The following is a 16456-nucleotide window of genomic DNA, read 5'->3' as shown; positions in this document are numbered from 1 at the left end:
TCAGGTAAGCAAGCCCGGTGCCGCCGTCCAGCCGATATCTGCCGTCTGGGTCAAACGCATGGCGGCGAGGCGTGCCATGCGCAGGGTAACGGCCTTGCGCCGCGCCGCTGGCAGCCTGTCCTCCGGCGCATCCCGGATGACCGCCCCACCGAATGCATCGGCCACGATCAGGCCCGTCTCATCCGGGATAAGCTCCTGCGGGAAATCGCTGGCGACAGCGAAATAGAGCTGGTCGCAAAAGGGCATGTATTCAGGCCATTTCGAATCCGACCGGAAATCGGCAATCGATGACTTTACCTCCACCATCCAGATTTCGCCTGAAGGACCGACGGCAGCAATGTCCGCCCGGCGATTGTTGGCCAGGCTCATTTCCGTCACGCCGAAAAAGCCGAGCCCGCCAAGCAGTCGCCGCGTCCCCCGAACGATTTCCCCGGCCCGCGAGTCCGGAATGCCTATATCTGCCAGCTCTGCCATGAGCCCCTCAATTTCGTTCGCCTAATGTTCCGTAAACCGTACTGGCGATGTCGCCACAAGGTCAAGCCCAAGCCGCGCTCATCATGGCGCTCTCCATAAAGTGATTAAAGTTGGGAACTATTCTGATCCAGCATGCGCTCTAGCCCGTAGAGACTGTGTTAGTTTGGCAACATGCCCGTCGCAGAAGGAGATGACCCGTCATGGCAAATGCCTATAGCTCCAACGGACCTGCGGATCGAACCTATGTGAAAAAGGCGATGAAGGCACCGATGCTGGAAGCCGAGCATGAGCTGGATCTGGCCCGCCGCTGGCGCGAGGAAGAAGATGAGCGCGCCCTGCATGAACTGACCCGCGCCTATCTTCGCCTCGTGATCGCCATGGCCTCGAAATTCCGCCATTATGGCCTCCCCATGCCGGACCTCGTCTCGGAAGGGAATGTCGGCCTGATGATGGCCGCCGCCCGGTTCGAGCCTGACCGGAAGGTACGGTTCTCGACCTATGCGAGCTGGTGGATCCGCTCTTCCATTCAGGACTTTGTGTTGCGCAACTGGTCGATTGTGCGCACGGGGACAACTTCCTCCCAGAAATCGCTCTTCTTCAATCTCCGGCGCCTGCGCGCCCGTATCGACGATACTGGCGACGGTGTGATGACGCGGGAAAACCGGACATGGATTGCCGAGCATCTCGGCGTGCCGGAGCGCGACGTGGAAAACATGGCGTCGCGCCTGTCCGCTTCCGACCGGTCTCTCAACGCCCCCATGGCAGTGGATGGCGATGGCGAGTGGCAGGACCTCCTGCCCGATGTCGCGCCCATTCCCGAACAGCAGGTCATGGAGTCGCGGGACTCGACCCGACGCAAGGAATGGATCGCCAATGCGCTGAAGGCGCTGAACCCGCGCGAGACGCACATCATCATGCAGCGTCGCCTTTGCGAGGATTCCGTCACGCTGGAGACCCTTGGCCACGAACTCGGCATTTCGAAGGAACGTGTGCGGCAGATCGAACATCAGGCCCTCGGCAAGCTGCGCCGCGCGCTCGAGCGCATTGTCGGCGACCCGGACGAAGCCGGCCTGCTGCCCGGCACCTAATGCGTCGGAGTCTCCACGAACTCGAAATTGAGCGCATGGGAGATTTCCATCTCGTTGTCGCGCACATAGCCACGCGCCAGAACCATATGCCCAGGCGCTTCCTGGCATAGCGACGCAGCCGCTGTCTGGATTTGCAGTTTCAGCAAGGAGTCCTCAAGCGACAGGTCGCACACAGCTCCATATCCGTCCGCCCCCTGCATATCGACGACATGCCCATGCACGAGCTGGAAGCCCTCGAAGGGATCCGGCAGATCTCTGGCATAGGGTATGCGATACTGCATTGCTCGCCACAAGCCGGTTTCCTGCCCCCGTGCGTCGCGCTCGAACTCCAAAAGGGGTGCATTCGCGGCTGCCGTATCCGGATAGACCCGAACCCGCGCGCCGCCACGCTTCACCATCTCCGCATTGAGCCAGAGCTTGGGCCCGAGGGCATCCACGGTCTGCGCATGGGCCAGCGCGCGATCATATCGGTCGCGCGTCAGGCCGCCATAATGGAGCTGGACCTCCCGGCCAAGCACCATGTCTTCCATCATGCGTTTGGACTCGGTGTGATATGGTTGGGGTTCGCGCTCCTTGTATCCGCCGGATGGGGCCTCGATACCAACCAGGCGGACGCTTTGGCCCGTATCCAGCACGATCGTATCTCCGTCGACGACCCGCACGACCCGGCCCCGCTCTCCCGGCTCAAGACCATCCAGCGGGCCCGCCGCATTGCATGCAGCCAGGATCGTGAGGATCCAGAACCCTGCTGTCGCTCGCGCCATCCAATCCGCCCATCTAGCTTGTCGCAGGCGCACGCACAGCCCTGCTCCCGGCAGCGTAGAGCCGGAAATTGCCGACTTCAATCCGCGCCGCATTTACCGTATAGCCGAACCCACCCAGCGGTCCCGTAGCTCAGCAGGATAGAGCAACAGATTCCTAATCTGTAGGTCGCGCGTTCGAATCGCGCCGGGATCACCAATAAAAACAATTGGTTATGTCTCATTGAACTGGCGCGAATTACGCTCGGGGAACCACGGGGGAACCAATCGAGCAATGCATGCTTAATTCCCGCAAGAACACGAAACGGCAATCAGAGGCGAACTTTTCCCCAGTCGAGAGTGCGCAGCTCGCGTCGGAGCATGATGTGCGTGAGTGCGTGCGAACGGCGCGCAGTACAGCGAGGTCTGTGCCCTCCGACAGTCCGCGCCGCCCAAGACCAAGAAGGCGATCCAAAAGTTAGCCCTGTGACAGTTCCTGAACTCGTCCGCCGCTACCTGCCGGCCAGCGTGCAAAGCATCAGCGCTGACGCCCAGCTAGGTGCGTGGGCACATCGACGCCCTCCGACGCCGGGGTCTCAAGATGGTCGTTTCGGGCCACGCCGACGCCCGCGCAATCCACGTTGAGGGCGAATTGATGGGCGAGAGTGTCGATGTTGTCACCCCGTCCAAGAAGCAGACGCCACGTCGGCTTCGTCCAAAGAGCCTGCTCATAATGCTATTTTGCCAGAGGCGAGCGAGGCCTCCCAGGAGCATGCCCGCGCGGTGATGACGTCTGTCGTCACCCACGCATGTCTGCGATGTCGGAATGAATTTGGGGCGACCCAGCACGGTCCCCGGTTCTGTGACACTTGTAGACAGCGGATCATCAGCCTGAGTTAGCCTCAGGCTTCATCGGCTCATTGAATCAGTCTACGCGTGTCGAACGATGGCTCTCGATCACTACATATCTCAAGTCTACTTAAGGCGATTCCTGGCTCCCGATCTCGGGAATCTTCTCTATGGTATTCGCAAGTCTGATCTCAAAAAATTTACGCCGCGAACCAAAGACATATGTCGGTTGGACGAAGGCAATACCAATGATTACCTAACGGAACCCCGAGCTATCGAGAGCTTTTTGGTGCCTGTCGAAGGTGGCTTCAATGCAGCGGTTGATATGCTGGCAGCGACGAAGCCCGATGAAGACTGCATTTACAAGATCGCAGGGATGGCCAGCTACATCCTGAGTTGTTCGCCGGGCGCCCAGAGGATCAATGCAGGCCCAATCGAAGGCAAATTGGCCTTGGCTGCTCTGGAGGCGGATCGCGAGCAGGTCTTCGAGCCGCCACCCGCATCGTTGGTTGGTAAGGACCTAACCGAGTTGATCGAACAAGGTAAGATCGCATTTAAAGTTGACCCAAAAATGGTGCAGGCAATTGGAGTAGCGGACATACTTGGGCGCGTTACAGCGTTCGGGAACCAGCATTGGGAGGTTTTGCACAACGAACACGCGGACTGCCCATTCTTCACAAGCGACTTCCCATTTGGTGTGGAGCCCGACGAAGCAAGGGGAATGGTCAATCGTGTGTTTCCCTTGTCCCCAAACCTCGCTGTGAGGTTTCGACCTGATCCACGCCTACGGGGGGCGAAACTTGGTTTCTCGTTTCGCCATTTCAGCTACCAACATATTAGGCTGTCGCGCCCGGAGGCCGTTGGGCTGAACGGGCTGCTAGTGAAGTGCGCCGAAGACCTCTTGCTGTCGTCACGATGGCAAGACTGGATGGACCCTTTTATCGAAAAGAACCGTCATTTTCAAATTGTGTGCAATCCGAGAAGGATATGGACCCCCGTGGGATGGAAAGATGGGTTTCAGCAAGAAGTTGGTAGGGCTTAGTACAGATGGGCCGGACACATCACTCAGCGCGGCGATGACTGTCTTGCGAGTACCAACTTCACCAGACGTATGCCGTTGAGCCTAGCAGCTCGCCACGTCAGCAGCATGAATGAAAGGGCCGGCAGAACGTAGGCTAACTTCCACACGATTTGGCTCTGATAGAACCAGACCGCTGAGCCCAACACGAACGTGAATATCAAACCAAGGAACGTCGCGTCTCGGGCCAGAAGATATTCTCGGCTCGCGCCGCCGACCCCAACTTGATTCTCGCACTCCCTGTAGAGCTGCAGCCAAGCCATGTTCTGCTCGGCTCTGCTCTCGGGCAGTTCTCCCACTGCCGCCCGAACCGCGCCGGGGTCGATGTTGGGGTGCGTCGCCATCCATTTGGAGAAGGCCTCACCTCCGGGAAGGGGATCGTCCCAGCGGAGATAGACAAGCCTCGCTTTGAGCACATCGCTCGCCTGGGCGTTGATCATCAAAACAAAGAGCGCGGCGACGGCGGCAACGAACGAGGCGACACCCAACTTGGACCAGTCGGCCGCTTCGTCCATCACGCCGCCGCCAATTCCAGTCGCGAGTAGAAAGCCGACGATGTGCACCGCGGTCAGCACGCTCAGCGGCAGGAGGTTCTGCTGCTTGTGCGATTTGTCCTGGGCCACCACTAGTTCACCTCAACGGTATTCGGATAAGCCAACGGAACAAGCGCCACCTCTTCTGCCCGGGGCGAAAAACCTTTGTAGAATCGCATCCAAGCGCCACGCTCATGCGTGTAAGGCCGGTAGCCTCGGTGAATCATAGCTCTGATCACCGCGTGGCGTGGATGCAGTGGATCACTTTTGGCCGCCGAAATCACGGCCCAGCGGTCGCAGTTGTTGCCCATACCGACTATCTCGGGCAGCACGGGGCCAAGCCACGTATCCAGTATCTCGGAGTCTAGATTGTGTCGAGAGCCATGATGCGGAACCTGAAAGATCTTGAGGTTGGAGAAGTCGATGCCAAAACTCACGGCCACAATGTAGGCCCAGTCAAGAGCTTCACGCCCCGCGTCGCCCGTCAGCAGAACTTTGTGCCCGCCGAAGTTGGCAAATTGTACGATGCTGAGCTGGTTGTCGGGAGACGTGTCTTCCACGGCGAATATCTCATGCCCCCAAGGCGCGGTTCGCATCTTCGTGCCACTACTATTCGTATGCAAACGAGTTTCAGCGAGCGCGTTGATCGTACCGCCTGAGGTCTGGCTCAGAGGTCCGGGGGTTAGCCGCACGCCGCGAGCTTTGATTCCCTCTTCCGGGCTGAATGGCGATTTGGGTGAGGCCTCAACCATGTTCAGAAAGTATTCCAGCGTCGGCGACAGAACTCGAAAGGCGCCGATTCGGGTGCCAGCAAGCGCGGTATTCACTTTCACACCAATTCTATCGCAGATGCGCTGGATCTCTGCCAAGTCTGAGTACTCCGACCAAAGCCTGTCGAACAGCGCCGCCATCGTCTGAATGCGGGGGAACCTCGGCTTCAACTGGACCAAATGATGCCACGGGGCGTTCATCCAAACCTGACCAACCCGGAAGTTCTCCAATATAAATTGAGCACCACTCGCGTGGTCGCGGTCGTCATGGGTAACGACAAGATGATCAATCGAGTCATGGTCCGGGTAGAAGGCGCGAATATGGTCGAGCACTCGCTCGGCGGTACAGGCGTACCCAGCGTCTGTTACTTGCAGAACGAACCTGCCGTTATGCCAGTATCGTTTTACGATCGCGTCGGCGCTGCTGTCGCATGCCGAGTCTAGAAAATCGATCTCGTAGCACCCGTCCATGACGACCTCCGACCAGAACCTATGGGGAACATACCTGAGTCGCGCCTTGCGCTCAACCAGAACGATTCACAAACCAATGTCCGTGTGAACGATGGATGCGTGCCGAGAATGGGCGCCAGACCGCAAGTCCCTGGGATTCCCTCTTACCCAACCTGTTGTAATTGCAAGCAGCGATCCCGTAGCTCAGCAGAATGAGGGGCACGAGCCGGACGCCAGGATGGCATTTGAGTGCAGCACCAATTCTCTCCTATTGATTGTAACCTGCGCCAGCATCATGTGCTCTATGGAGGGGATGGTGACATGAATGCGGCAATAGGGGGTGCACCCGGTGAACGGGTAGTCTTAGACTCTAAACAGCTTGCTCGCATCGAAGCGGTGCATCGAGGTTTTCTCTACCAGCATTTGTATGCCGCGGCCTGCCTACTTAAACTTCATGCGCTGGAGGGTGGTGCTGTTCTCATCGAACGTGATGAAGACATCGAGTGCGAAACGCCGGACGCTGTCTATTTTCTTCAGGTAAAAACCCGCCAGAACCTGTTGATGCCCAGCGATCTTGCGGGTGTTCTCATGCATTTTTCTGAGTTGCGCGAGGAGCATTCGGACAAGGTTGGTGAGCGTTCAGTGGTTTTCGCAATTGTCTCTAATCAGCCGCCGGGCCCTAAGCTCACAGCAGAGATCGAGTCTTGGCCTGATGACGTTCACTTTATCTGTCCTGGTCGGACATTGGAGGATCATCCTTTCCTTCCCGAAGCTACGGCAGACCTCAACGATGCGATAAATTATACGAGAACACTCGCCGAGCCTCTGCCCTTCCGCTCGCTCCAACCGGACACGCTTGTCTGGAAACTTGCGGCGAAAGTGCAGTTTGCGGCGACAGGCGCGGATCGGGCTGACCACAGTATTTCAAGAATTGAACTTCCAAACCTGTTCGAGTCTTATGTCGATCAGCTTCAGGAGTTTCCGGAGGTGCCTGATACTTACCGGCCGCAGGAGAACGAGCCCCCCCTGATCTCGGGCGAGGGCGTCCGCCTGATTGTCGGTTTTTCCGGTGCTGGCAAAACGCTCTGGGCCGCCTCACACGCATCGCACACGCCTGAGGTCGTCGGATACTTCGATATTTGTGATTTGCCGGACACGGCGCTCGCAAGCTCTCTGGCGCGCGAACTCGCGGCGCGCATGCTGACGGGCGGACCCGGCGACACGGCGAGACTCCCCGCTGGTACAGGAATGGAGCTGCTGGCGGCCTTGAACAGGCACATCGATGCCTCCCAATCCACACCAGTGATGGTCTTGGACAACGTGCATCGATGCCGGCCAGAAGTCATTCGCGATATCATCGCTTGCTGTTCAAATGTCCGTTTTGTTCTTCTTGGGCAGCCCGGCGATCATATCGCCCGTTTCGAAGTTCATCTTGGTGTTTCTGCCGAAGAGTTAAGCGGGTGGAGCATGGAAACAATCGCGAGCGTTTTTGCCGAAAAGATTGTCCCTATCAGTCCAGCTATCGCAAGGCGCTGGCACACTGTTACCGGGGGTTTGCCGCTATTTGTCGAAAGCGCCGCTCGCGTGTGCCATCAGACCTACGGAGGGGATGTAGAGAAGTTTCTGGCCGAACTAGAGGCGGGTTCGCATGCCCAACCTGTCGCGCAAGAAGTGCTACTTGAAGAGGTGTTGGATACGCTTAACACGGATGAAAGGGCCGTGCTCAGTGTTTTGTCGCTGACTCGCCTGTCGCTAGATCCAGATGAAATAGGCCATATTGTAGAGTGTCTACCCTCCCGTCCCGACAGTTCAATGCGGGTTCTGCGGGAGTTGTCGCGAAGCGGCCTAGTTCAGCGTTTTGCCAACGGTAAATGGAAGGTCCATGACGCCGTCACCATTCCTGCACGATCGCTTTTGGACAGTGTATCCCCCGATTTGCATCTTGAATGTCTGGTCCGGTTGCGGGACGTTTTATTTCAATCCTTGCAAGCACGACCGGATATTGCCCGACTATCCGCCTGGATGCGTTTGCTGGCGCCGACAGGGCGAACCGAGGTTCTTGCCGATGTTGCCATGGAAGAAATGTTCCATGAGTATGGCGACCCGACCGATTTGAAACTCGCTTTGGAAGCGCTGGCCGCAGACCCGGATGCCGGACCGGAGAGTGAATATTGGGCTTTGGAGGCTTTGGCGTTCTGGGATCTGCAAAGTGACGCGAGGGTTTACGATCCAGGACCGCGTCTGACTCGGATGCAGGCCATTCTCGACGAACATCCCGGAATTGACCCGGATGGTCCGTTACGAATCGGGATCAAAACCATGATGTCCGGGGGAGCGCGCGGCGATGCCGTTGTTGTTCACGAGAGCTACAACCGGTGCCGGGCGCAGGCCGAAGGATATCCATCCAAACTTCGACTGGTTCGCTACAATTATGCCGCAGCACTCCATACCTTGGGGGAAAATCGAAAAGCTCTCCCTATCGCGGAAACGCTTTATGCGGAGTATTATGATGTACTCGATATCCTTCCGGCTGATGTTTTGGGGGCGACTAACCAGCGAATGCGCGAGCTGGTGGCGGATATTGAGGAGGCGCAATCTGATTTGAAGCACTTGGCTGACTGTTTGTCACTCACAGGTAAGATCAAGCGTGCGCTCGGTGAGCATCCGCGACTTCTGGCGATACATGCAGCCAAATTCTATTTTTTGGTAGGTGCGTGGCGCTCGCAAATGAAAGTTGCACAGGAATTCGCAGATGATTGTCTCGATTTGGGAGATACTGAAGCCGCCGTTATCGCCATGGAAAACCATGTCCTCCCTTTGATGACTGCATTTCAGTTCGACGGTGAGTATATGGATGTATATAGCCACTATGCAGTGCTTCTCGCTTACAATGGCAAGATCGTAGATGCTCGCAGGCAGATGGCTCAGTTGGAGCCTTTCATCTCCACACTCCCGGAAGCTCACCAAGCGGGCCTTGCCAATCAACGCGAGCTGATCGAGCAGATTGCGGTGGGAGAGATCAGAGCACCGGAACGGCGCTCGCCACTAGGTGGACCGGATCGCGCCGTGCGACAACGGCACGCTGGTGCTAGAAAGATCGGCCGCAATGAACTATGCCCCTGTGGATCCGGTCGCAAATACAAGAAATGCTGTCTAAATGGATAGCAACTTCAGAACCCGAGCGAACGGCCACGAGTTTGTTGGGAGGGCGCACGGATGACTGACCAAGAAGTTGAGGATCGCCTGCGGACATTGGCAATTCAAAAAGGAGCTCCTTTCCTTAAAGGAGAAGTCCCGTATCCGAACGATGTTGCAGATGATGTTTCGGGCAGCATCATCCTGACACTTTGGGATTTGGGTTATCTACAATCAGTCGAGCAACTCCGGTCGGAAGGCGCGAGCCAAGAACAAATTGACCGCTCCCTTGACAAGGCTCGTCCGGATGCGCGCCGCGAAGATTGGCAGGAATGCCTCGTTTCAGACGGTTTGTCAGACACGTTATGCGATGAGCTGCGGGCAGGATGGGACGCCGATCAGGGCGCGCCGGAATTTTTGACGGAACGACGAAGTGGCGTCGTCAAAGAGTTCGAAGTAATTTTCCGATCAAATGAAAGCCAACACCGCGGCCGGCCCCATGTCGTCGCCGTTCTCCGGGGTGTCCAAGTCAGCATCAGTCTCGATGACCCTCCGACCATACTTGCCCCCAAACAACCGGTTCGCGGATCAGCCAATGCACTGAAGGTGATCAAAAAGTATCGCAAGAAGTTGATTAAGGAGTGGCATGAATCGCGCCCTGACGATCAGAATCTGCCAGCCTCGAAATGACTATACTTGAACGTCTGGATTCTATCGGGTTCTAGCTCTTTTAGCGCCGGCTTTCCAAGGCGCGGACATTGGAGTGTCCCTCGAGTCTAAAGTCCTGTCCGCAAGCTCCGATGGCGCACCCGACTCGCCCGTTAACTGGGGTACAAAGCGCGCACATCGAAACTTTTTGATAGACCTCGATCGCGATTCTCGATTTTCAATTGTTGAGCGAAATCACATGGAAATCAAAATGTCATCCCCTCAAGTCAACAGCTTCGCTAAACAGATTCGAGACAAACTGCATCGGTTGGGGTCGATTGAAGCCGCAGCCACTGAGTGGAAAGCGGAACTTGAGGGATATGGGGCTTGGTCCGGCGATAGCGAAAAAGACCTCGCGGAAGCCATAGCAATGGTCGAAGCGGAATACCGTCCCATAGAAAACCTTGTCAGGCATTCGGTGATAAAGGTCCGGCCAAAATGGTACTCTGGGCCGCAGGAGCACCACAAACACTGGCCGTCACTGAAAACCTATCTCTTGCATCGCAAGAAGTGGCTCGAGCCCACTGTAGTATCACCAAAGCCACGGAGAACTTCTGCAGTGTAGTAAGTAAACTGCATGTTCTGTGTTTTTGCGTAATTACTGATTCCCATGTTACCCAATTGGCCGGATAGGTGACCGCTGAGCCTCTTCAAAAGGCTATTTAATTTTGACTCGCTCATCCTAATGTAAATCAACTTTGAATTCGCAAAGGGATATGACGAGACCCCGATTGCGCAGCCACTCCTTATGTAACCATGGCATCCCTCGTGATGGAAGGCGGGTCAGCACAGCTACAGCCAGCGAAAGGCACGTGGTCTGACGCGACAGAACCATTCAACACAATGGAAGCAGCTGCGGACAGACTCGCTGACCTAGTTGCATCAGCCCATGCATGAGATCGCGGCGCCCCGGTTGTGGTTCGGTTACCGGCGCATGCACATCCTCCCGAATTGCGAAGCCTGCCAGGTTAGCAAGCACATAGTCTATCGGCTCCATGGTCGAAATGGTCTACGTTTGCGGGCCAAACCGCCCCGCAGGCGCAAGCTCGCAGTTCATCGGGACGCCCGGTGGCAACCGTCAGAACTAAACCAAGCCTGAAGCCTCGACTTCGTTCACGGCCAGTTTTCCTGCAGCACGAAGATCCGCTTGCTGACAGCGATTGATACCTACTCCCACGAATGCCTGGCGCTCGAGGTCGGATCACGCTTGAAAGGCAAAATCGGTCGAGATAAGGAAAAGAATGCGAAGGCATAGTATACTCAATTAATTGTGGTTGTTCTGTTGGGTAGGTTAGTGTTTGTGCGCGACAGTCACGATGGTGCCGTCACCGGCAAGGATGAGATAGAGATCGCGCAGCTTTCCGGATTTATTCGGCATCCATGACCCGAAATGTTTCTTCACGCGCTTCCAATCCCGCTCTGAAAAATAGAGCCGTTCTGTGCCGTCAAAGCTCGATTCGCTGGACCCGAATTTGACGAGAAGCTCCAGTGCTATATCGGGCACGCCTCTTTGCGACTGGCGTATCTTTGCGTGCCGGGATACCCGGCAGGATGAAAGAATATCGGTGTGCGTCATTACACGTCCTCCTTCTCTGGGTTCGGAAGTTGAAGGCTCTCAAGGGCAACCCGACGCCAGCTATGTCCGGTGACAATGCCCCAGTTCCCACTATCGGCATTCGGCCGGCGCCAGCGCGGTGTATCCATCCGTGCCAAGAGCTCCAATGCAGCGCGGTAGTCTGAGATTCTCTGTTCAGCGCCTTTTGCGCCGATCGTGTATCCGGCGTCGTTTTCGCCTTTACCCTTGCGCCAGCAGACGTCAGGAAGGAATTCTGACCCGTCATTGGCAACCGGCACAAAGACGTAATCGGCGAGCGCGACTTCAGGCGTGTCTGAACCATAGGGAACATCTTCGCCCCAGTCAGGTTTCAGAGGTTGCAATTTCTCTACAGCTTGCCAGAGAGAGGGCTTGTAGTCCCTTACTTCCAGCCAGGGGCGGGCATTATCGGCTGCGATTTTACCCTTCTTTCCAACCAGCGGAGCCTCATCGGTTTTGGCATAGATCGCATTTTGCAGCCGCTTCATCGATACGCCGGAGAGGGCGGCGAGTTCAGCGACAGTGAGTGGCTCGCCTTTGTCATAAGCCAGCCGAGCCCTAGCGGCGGTTCTTACCCGCGCGCAGTTGTCAAACAACCCATCTTTGAGCCTGCTTGCAGATAGGAGCTGCTCGACCTCGTCGATTTTAGCGCAAATAAATTCAACCCATTTTGCGACGTCGTGTTGGGCGGTGTAGCGGCTTTGAAGTTCGGCCGCTGCAGGGGCGGTCGCATCAAGTGAAAGATTGGATCTCCAGCCAGGAAGAATTCCGTAATAGGCCAAGGCGTGGAGATCGTGCAGATGATCAAACAAGTAGGGGCCATCGAAGATCGTATACGACATCGCCTCTTCCAGCTCCGCGCGCCAGTCGGCGGAGATATGGACCTTGGAAAGCATTGACCAGTCCCATTCGATGAGATCGCTATAACTCATGATTTTGGTCAGTACCGCCATGCTAATATTGGCATGATGGCGCGTGGTCATGTGTTCAATGAGCTCGCCAATCAGGGTGAGGATCGACTTTCCGTCATCGTGTTCCTCCCACTCATAAGTGCCTTCAAACTCAGAGATTCGGTCAAAAAATTCGTCTGCCAAAGTGTGCATATCTATAGTCCTCGGGTATCTAAGTTATTTTGATTGCCCAAGAACTAATGCTGAAATAATAAATGGTCAAGTGAATAATCTGAATTGCCCGTTAAATCTTTTGGTGAGCGGCGCATGTTTCAATAGTCCGGGGAATATTCCATGCCTTTCCGGAGCGCCCCCCAACCTAAACCAAATTAATCTTAGTGATTCTGGCGGTTCAGGAGGGACTAAGGTTCGCTCGAAAGCGGCATTTGGATGTAGACGTTCTTCGGTTGTTCTTGGAGATCAAGCTGTGGTTAGCAGAGGGTCTCGATATTGTGACTGCCTGCCGCATGGGTAGCGCGTCCGATGCCTACAATTGGTGCAAGACTGGCGGTGTCAGTAAGTGCCAACTGGCCAAGAAGAAAGGTTTGGAGAGGGAGAACGCCCGCCCGAAGCAAAACGTAGCTGGCTTGAAACTGGACAAGCAGACCCTCAAAGAGGTGCTCGTCTAACTAAAGCTCAAGGCCTGAATCCAGCCCATGGAAAAATGGATACAATGAACGCTTTAATGCAACGCCGCACCGTGAAATTCTGAACGTCGAGTGGTTTATTTCACTCGAACAGGCCCAAACCGTCATTAACACCAGACTCAAACAATACAATCGCATCTGGCTTCACTCATCACTCGGCTATCGTCCACCGGCCCCCGAAACGAAGTCGCCCTTCCAAATCAAACACGAAAACACTACGCAGAAACCGGCTGCGCTATGGGGGCGGGTCACCCCTTCCCCGCCAGCACGACCCTCATCAAGTGCCCCAGGATGCTGGTATGATTCGCGCCGGACCCGCGAGCTTAGCTCAGGCGGCAATAGAGGACGATCTCGATCTGCCTTCGTTTCTATCTGACCAGATTGATAAGCGCTCTCATGTCCAAGAGCCAAGCCTGCTGTTGCGGACGAAAACTTGTGTGTAGTGCGCGCGGAAGCACGAGCTGTAAGTCCTGGCTGCGCATTTCATCAGTCTGTGCGGTAGAAATAGCCGGCTCCAGCGTTAGTAGGTGCTTTGGGCTGATACGGTCTGCCTCAGACAGCACTTGCCGCCAACGATCCTTGCAGCTCGTTTTAACGGCCAGCATTTTCAGGCGCTCTGTGGGGAATTGCTCGTTCGCGTAGGAAGCTTCGTCTGGAAAGAGAAAGTCCGCAGCTTTGCGTTTCTCCGTCGTCGCTTCGCGACGATAACGAATAGAGTTTGCTGCGAGGATTGCTTCGACATGATGTCCGAAGGCGTAGCCCGCTCGCGACTTTCGGCGATTTTGGACGCTGAGCGAAAATTTGAGAAACCCGTCGACGTCGGCCATGCCCTCACCGTGAAAGCCGGTTTTCAACCGTTCAGAGACGATCAACTTTTCAAGACTGCGAAACAGTGCCTCTTCCTGATCCATCCACGCAATCAGCGCTTCGTCAGGATCTGCGAGAGGATCAATACCGCTAAGACTTTCTCTGGCAAAGCGCGAGAACTCCGCTGTGGATGGGAATGAGAGGCCAAACTGGCCGATCAGGCGGTCGAAGTCGGACGGTTCTGCCTGATCAGGCTCGATGTCGAGTTCGGCAAGGACTTTCCGGGCGGCATAGTCAAGTCCACGAGCCGTTGAGACGCTGATTTCCTTCGAGACCGCTTTGTCTTCGACAAGGTCAAGACCAAAGAGCCACTGCAATTGCTGACCGATGGTCGAACCAGCCGGCGACAGGATGATAAGCAGGGACCGGTCTGGTCTCTGCGCAATAAGCAGAAAGTCACCTGCGTGGGCCCGATGCACGACTGTGCGCGAGTTCGCTGAATAATAGAGATGGTATTCTGCACTCCGCTGCGGCTGGTTGCGTCGCACATTGCTCCAGGTACAAAAAGCCTCCGCACGGGGGCGCTCTTCATCTTCGTTGTCATCAAGCCAGAGGAAGACCGCTGGGAAGGTTTCTTTTTCCAGCGGAGCGCCAAGGAATCGACGGAACCCACCCACGCCTTGGAACTCGTGTTGATTGGAGGTCTGAAGATTAATCTCAACGTCTGTCAGGTACTTGGCACCAGCGCCGAGGAAATGATCTGCGAGTGATCCAAACTTCATGCCGTGTCGTTCCCGCTAATGACTGTCCCGCTGCCATCGATGGACAAGCCTGGTGCATCTGATAACAACCATTTTCTGATATCGTCGGTGATGCTCGTTAGGGCAAGGCGGTTTTTGCCCTTCAGCGCGCACTCCCACACAATGCCGGTGCGCCAGCAACGGTGAGCGAGGTCTTTTAAGTTTCGGGCGTCCCGGACCTGGGTGCTCGTGATTTTGTTTTCCCAGAATTCGCGCCGGGAGCCAGGCCAGCGAAATAGGGCGCAGTCGTGTCCGTGCCAGAAGCACCCGTTTACAAATACAACGGCGTGATATTTTGGAAAGACCAGATCCGGTCGGCCAGGCAGATCTTTCCTGTGCAGGCGATAACGCAGTCCCGTTGCATGTAGGGCCTTGCGAATGACCAGTTCCGGCTTTGTGTTCTTGCCAGAAATTGCGGACATGTTGCGGCTGCGAGTTGCCCGGTCATGAACGTCAGGCATAGCGTAGAAGAGGAATGCCCTCTGTCGGTGCGAGGTTCGCCAGGATATGGGGCTTCATGATCTTTGCGACTTCCCGGAACACCGGCACAGCTACCGAATTGCCGAACTGCTTGTAGGCCTGCGTATCCGAGACCGGAATCCGGAACGTGTCAGGATAGCCCATCAGGCGCGCGCACTCGCGTGGTGTCAGACGGCGGGGGTTTTTATTTCGGCCTTGGTCGATTAGGATCTCGGATCCATCCTTGTAGTAGCGCGCAGATAGCGTGCGGCAGGTATCGTCCGGGCCGACAAGCCCGAACCCGAAACCGTTTCCGGCTGCTTTGTGCTTTGCGGCATAGTCCTGCAAGTATTTCCAGAGATGATCGGTTAAAGTATACTTTTCGTTCACCAGAGCCTTTGCGCCGGTCGTGAAGTGGCCTTCAGGCGCTTCCGAACCATCTTCCGGGTGCAGGATTGACGACATAGTTCGGACGCCGATCTGCGGCAGGCTGAGATCATCCCAAGAAAAGCCCGTTGCTTCGCGGAATCCAACGATCACAATTCGCTCGCGGTGCTGCGGCAGAAAATGTTTGGCATTTATAACGCGGAATTTCACGTGGTAACCCAAGTCCTCGGTCAGTGTACGTCGGATCACTTCAAATGTCCGGCCTTTATCGTGGCTAGTCAGGTTTTTCACATTCTCGAGCAGGAAGGCGGCTGGCCGGTGGGCTTCGAGAATACGGGCGACATCAAAGAACAGTGTGCCTTGGGTTTCATCCAGGAAACCATGCGCACGCCCGAGTGCATTTTTCTTGGAAACACCGGCTATCGAAAATGGCTGGCAGGGAAATCCGGCGAGCAGTACATCATGCGCGGGGATGTCATCGACATCAATCTTTGTAATGTCGCCATCAATTGGCTGGTTGTCGCGGTGATTGGCCTGATAGGTCAGCTGGGCATATTTATCCCATTCGCTCGTGAACACACAGCGACCACCCACAGCTTCATCTTCGAAGGCGGTTCGCAGGCCGCCGATTCCGGCGAACAGATCAATGAACCGGAAGCCGGCGCTGCCTTGGCCGCGGACTGGTTTTGCGATGCGCTCCTCGAGCCAGCGGACGACTAATGGCTTGGCAGTTACCTCGCCGGATTCCCAGCGATAGATAGTCCGTTCAGTCACGCCAACATGGGCGGCAAGCTCGGGAACAGTGAAGCCAGCCCGGCATCTCATTAGGGTAAATTCGCTGATCATACTGAGTCGCCTCATTGGGGAGCAATGATGACGGGATGTCAGTATTCGTCCCGGGGGTCAACGTGATGTTCTTGATTTATTCCAAAAAGCTGTGGAAGAATCGAAGGTCGAGCCAAGGCTGGGTGCTCTGGCGCTGGCTAG

The 16456-nt window shown here is 56.0% G+C and carries 14 protein-coding genes, 1 tRNA gene and 1 pseudogene; 7 read left to right on the top strand and 9 right to left on the bottom strand.

Features of this window, described 5'->3' with window-relative positions:
* A complete protein-coding gene (locus V7660_RS01180) occupies positions 1-474 on the bottom strand; it encodes an MmcB family DNA repair protein (protein ID WP_335601290.1) in 474 nt (157 codons plus the stop codon).
* 200 nt (positions 475-674) lie between these two features.
* Between V7660_RS01180 and V7660_RS01175 the strand changes: the two genes are divergently transcribed.
* Positions 675-1562 (top strand): RNA polymerase factor sigma-32, encoded by an 888-nt coding sequence (locus V7660_RS01175; RefSeq protein WP_335601289.1) that lies wholly within the window; start codon positions 675-677, stop codon positions 1560-1562.
* Here V7660_RS01175 and V7660_RS01170 read toward each other — a convergent pair.
* A complete protein-coding gene (locus V7660_RS01170) occupies positions 1559-2326 on the bottom strand; it encodes a thermonuclease family protein (RefSeq protein WP_335601288.1) in 768 nt (255 codons plus the stop codon). The two genes, V7660_RS01175 and V7660_RS01170, sit on opposite strands and share 4 nt — an antisense overlap.
* 119 nt (positions 2327-2445) lie before the next feature.
* Here V7660_RS01170 and V7660_RS01165 point away from each other — a divergent pair.
* Positions 2446-2522, top strand: a tRNA-Arg gene (locus tag V7660_RS01165).
* Between the two features lie 726 nt (positions 2523-3248).
* The gene (locus tag V7660_RS01160; RefSeq protein ID WP_335601287.1) at positions 3249-4193 is read left to right on the top strand and encodes a DUF4238 domain-containing protein; all 945 of its coding nucleotides are present in this window, start codon (positions 3249-3251) and stop codon (positions 4191-4193) included.
* Positions 4194-4216: 23 nt separating this feature from the next.
* Here V7660_RS01160 and V7660_RS01155 read toward each other — a convergent pair whose 3' ends face one another.
* Entirely contained in the window at positions 4217-4852 is a 636-nt protein-coding gene (locus tag V7660_RS01155) for a hypothetical protein (protein WP_335601286.1), read from the bottom strand.
* A 2-nt stretch (positions 4853-4854) separates the two neighbouring features.
* Positions 4855-6003, bottom strand: coding sequence for an MBL fold metallo-hydrolase (locus V7660_RS01150; RefSeq protein ID WP_335601285.1), 1149 nt, complete (start codon positions 6001-6003; stop codon positions 4855-4857).
* Between the two features lie 228 nt (positions 6004-6231).
* Between V7660_RS01150 and V7660_RS01145 the strand changes: the two genes are divergently transcribed.
* The 3 genes from V7660_RS01145 to V7660_RS01135 all read left to right on the top strand — a co-directional run bounded on the left by V7660_RS01145 (position 6232) and on the right by V7660_RS01135 (position 10390).
* A complete protein-coding gene (locus tag V7660_RS01145; RefSeq protein ID WP_335601284.1) occupies positions 6232-9147 on the top strand; it encodes an AAA family ATPase in 2916 nt (971 codons plus the stop codon).
* Positions 9148-9198: 51 nt separating this feature from the next.
* Positions 9199-9807: a hypothetical protein gene (locus V7660_RS01140; RefSeq protein ID WP_335601283.1), complete on the top strand. Its 609-nt coding sequence runs from the start codon at positions 9199-9201 to the stop codon at positions 9805-9807.
* 217 nt (positions 9808-10024) lie between these two features.
* Complete coding sequence (locus tag V7660_RS01135) at positions 10025-10390, top strand: hypothetical protein (RefSeq protein WP_335601282.1); 366 nt, start codon at positions 10025-10027, stop codon at positions 10388-10390.
* Positions 10391-11116: 726 nt separating this feature from the next.
* Here V7660_RS01135 and V7660_RS01130 read toward each other — a convergent pair.
* Both V7660_RS01130 and V7660_RS01125 read right to left on the bottom strand, forming a co-directional pair.
* Positions 11117-11401, bottom strand: coding sequence for a hypothetical protein (locus V7660_RS01130; RefSeq protein WP_335601281.1), 285 nt, complete (start codon positions 11399-11401; stop codon positions 11117-11119).
* The gene (locus V7660_RS01125; protein WP_335601280.1) at positions 11401-12522 is read right to left on the bottom strand and encodes a hypothetical protein; all 1122 of its coding nucleotides are present in this window, start codon (positions 12520-12522) and stop codon (positions 11401-11403) included. Before V7660_RS01125 ends, V7660_RS01130 begins: the two co-directional genes overlap by 1 nt.
* A gap of 510 nt (positions 12523-13032) precedes the next feature.
* Here V7660_RS01125 and V7660_RS17210 point away from each other — a divergent pair.
* Positions 13033-13392, top strand: a pseudogene (locus V7660_RS17210) (integrase core domain-containing protein); the annotation flags it as partial.
* On the opposite strand, the gene V7660_RS01120 reads toward V7660_RS17210, so the two are convergent.
* Genes V7660_RS01120 through dcm form a run of 3 tightly spaced genes read right to left on the bottom strand, consistent with a single transcriptional unit; the run spans position 13385 to position 16315 of the window.
* Entirely contained in the window at positions 13385-14605 is a 1221-nt protein-coding gene (locus V7660_RS01120) for a type II restriction endonuclease (RefSeq protein ID WP_335601279.1), read from the bottom strand. The pseudogene V7660_RS17210 and the gene V7660_RS01120 overlap by 8 nt on opposite strands.
* Complete coding sequence (locus V7660_RS01115; protein ID WP_335601278.1) at positions 14602-15084, bottom strand: very short patch repair endonuclease; 483 nt, start codon at positions 15082-15084, stop codon at positions 14602-14604. Before V7660_RS01115 ends, V7660_RS01120 begins: the two co-directional genes overlap by 4 nt.
* On the bottom strand, positions 15077-16315 hold the full coding sequence (gene dcm, locus V7660_RS01110; protein ID WP_335601277.1) for a DNA (cytosine-5-)-methyltransferase: 1239 nt from the start codon (positions 16313-16315) through the stop codon (positions 15077-15079). Before dcm ends, V7660_RS01115 begins: the two co-directional genes overlap by 8 nt.
* Positions 16316-16456 lie beyond the last annotated feature (141 nt).

Origin of the sequence: Hyphomonas sp. (genome assembly GCF_036964145.1) — a bacterium.
Taxonomy (GTDB): domain Bacteria; phylum Pseudomonadota; class Alphaproteobacteria; order Caulobacterales; family Hyphomonadaceae; genus Hyphomonas.
Note: the sequence above shows the minus strand (reverse complement) of the source record. Positions and strands in the feature narration are given on the sequence as shown.

Coding starts and splice junctions, on each gene's coding strand:
- V7660_RS01180 (WP_335601290.1), bottom strand. CDS start 474: ATGGCAGAGCTGGCAGATATAGGCATTCCGGACTCGCGGGCCGGGGAA.
- V7660_RS01175 (WP_335601289.1), top strand. CDS start 675: ATGGCAAATGCCTATAGCTCCAACGGACCTGCGGATCGAACCTATGTG.
- V7660_RS01170 (WP_335601288.1), bottom strand. CDS start 2,326: ATGGCGCGAGCGACAGCAGGGTTCTGGATCCTCACGATCCTGGCTGCA.
- V7660_RS01160 (WP_335601287.1), top strand. CDS start 3,249: ATGGCTCTCGATCACTACATATCTCAAGTCTACTTAAGGCGATTCCTG.
- V7660_RS01150 (WP_335601285.1), bottom strand. CDS start 6,003: ATGGACGGGTGCTACGAGATCGATTTTCTAGACTCGGCATGCGACAGC.
- V7660_RS01140 (WP_335601283.1), top strand. CDS start 9,199: ATGACTGACCAAGAAGTTGAGGATCGCCTGCGGACATTGGCAATTCAA.
- V7660_RS01135 (WP_335601282.1), top strand. CDS start 10,025: ATGGAAATCAAAATGTCATCCCCTCAAGTCAACAGCTTCGCTAAACAG.
- V7660_RS01130 (WP_335601281.1), bottom strand. CDS start 11,401: ATGACGCACACCGATATTCTTTCATCCTGCCGGGTATCCCGGCACGCA.
- V7660_RS01125 (WP_335601280.1), bottom strand. CDS start 12,522: ATGCACACTTTGGCAGACGAATTTTTTGACCGAATCTCTGAGTTTGAA.
- V7660_RS01120 (WP_335601279.1), bottom strand. CDS start 14,605: ATGAAGTTTGGATCACTCGCAGATCATTTCCTCGGCGCTGGTGCCAAG.
- V7660_RS01115 (WP_335601278.1), bottom strand. CDS start 15,084: ATGCCTGACGTTCATGACCGGGCAACTCGCAGCCGCAACATGTCCGCA.
- dcm (WP_335601277.1), bottom strand. CDS start 16,315: ATGATCAGCGAATTTACCCTAATGAGATGCCGGGCTGGCTTCACTGTT.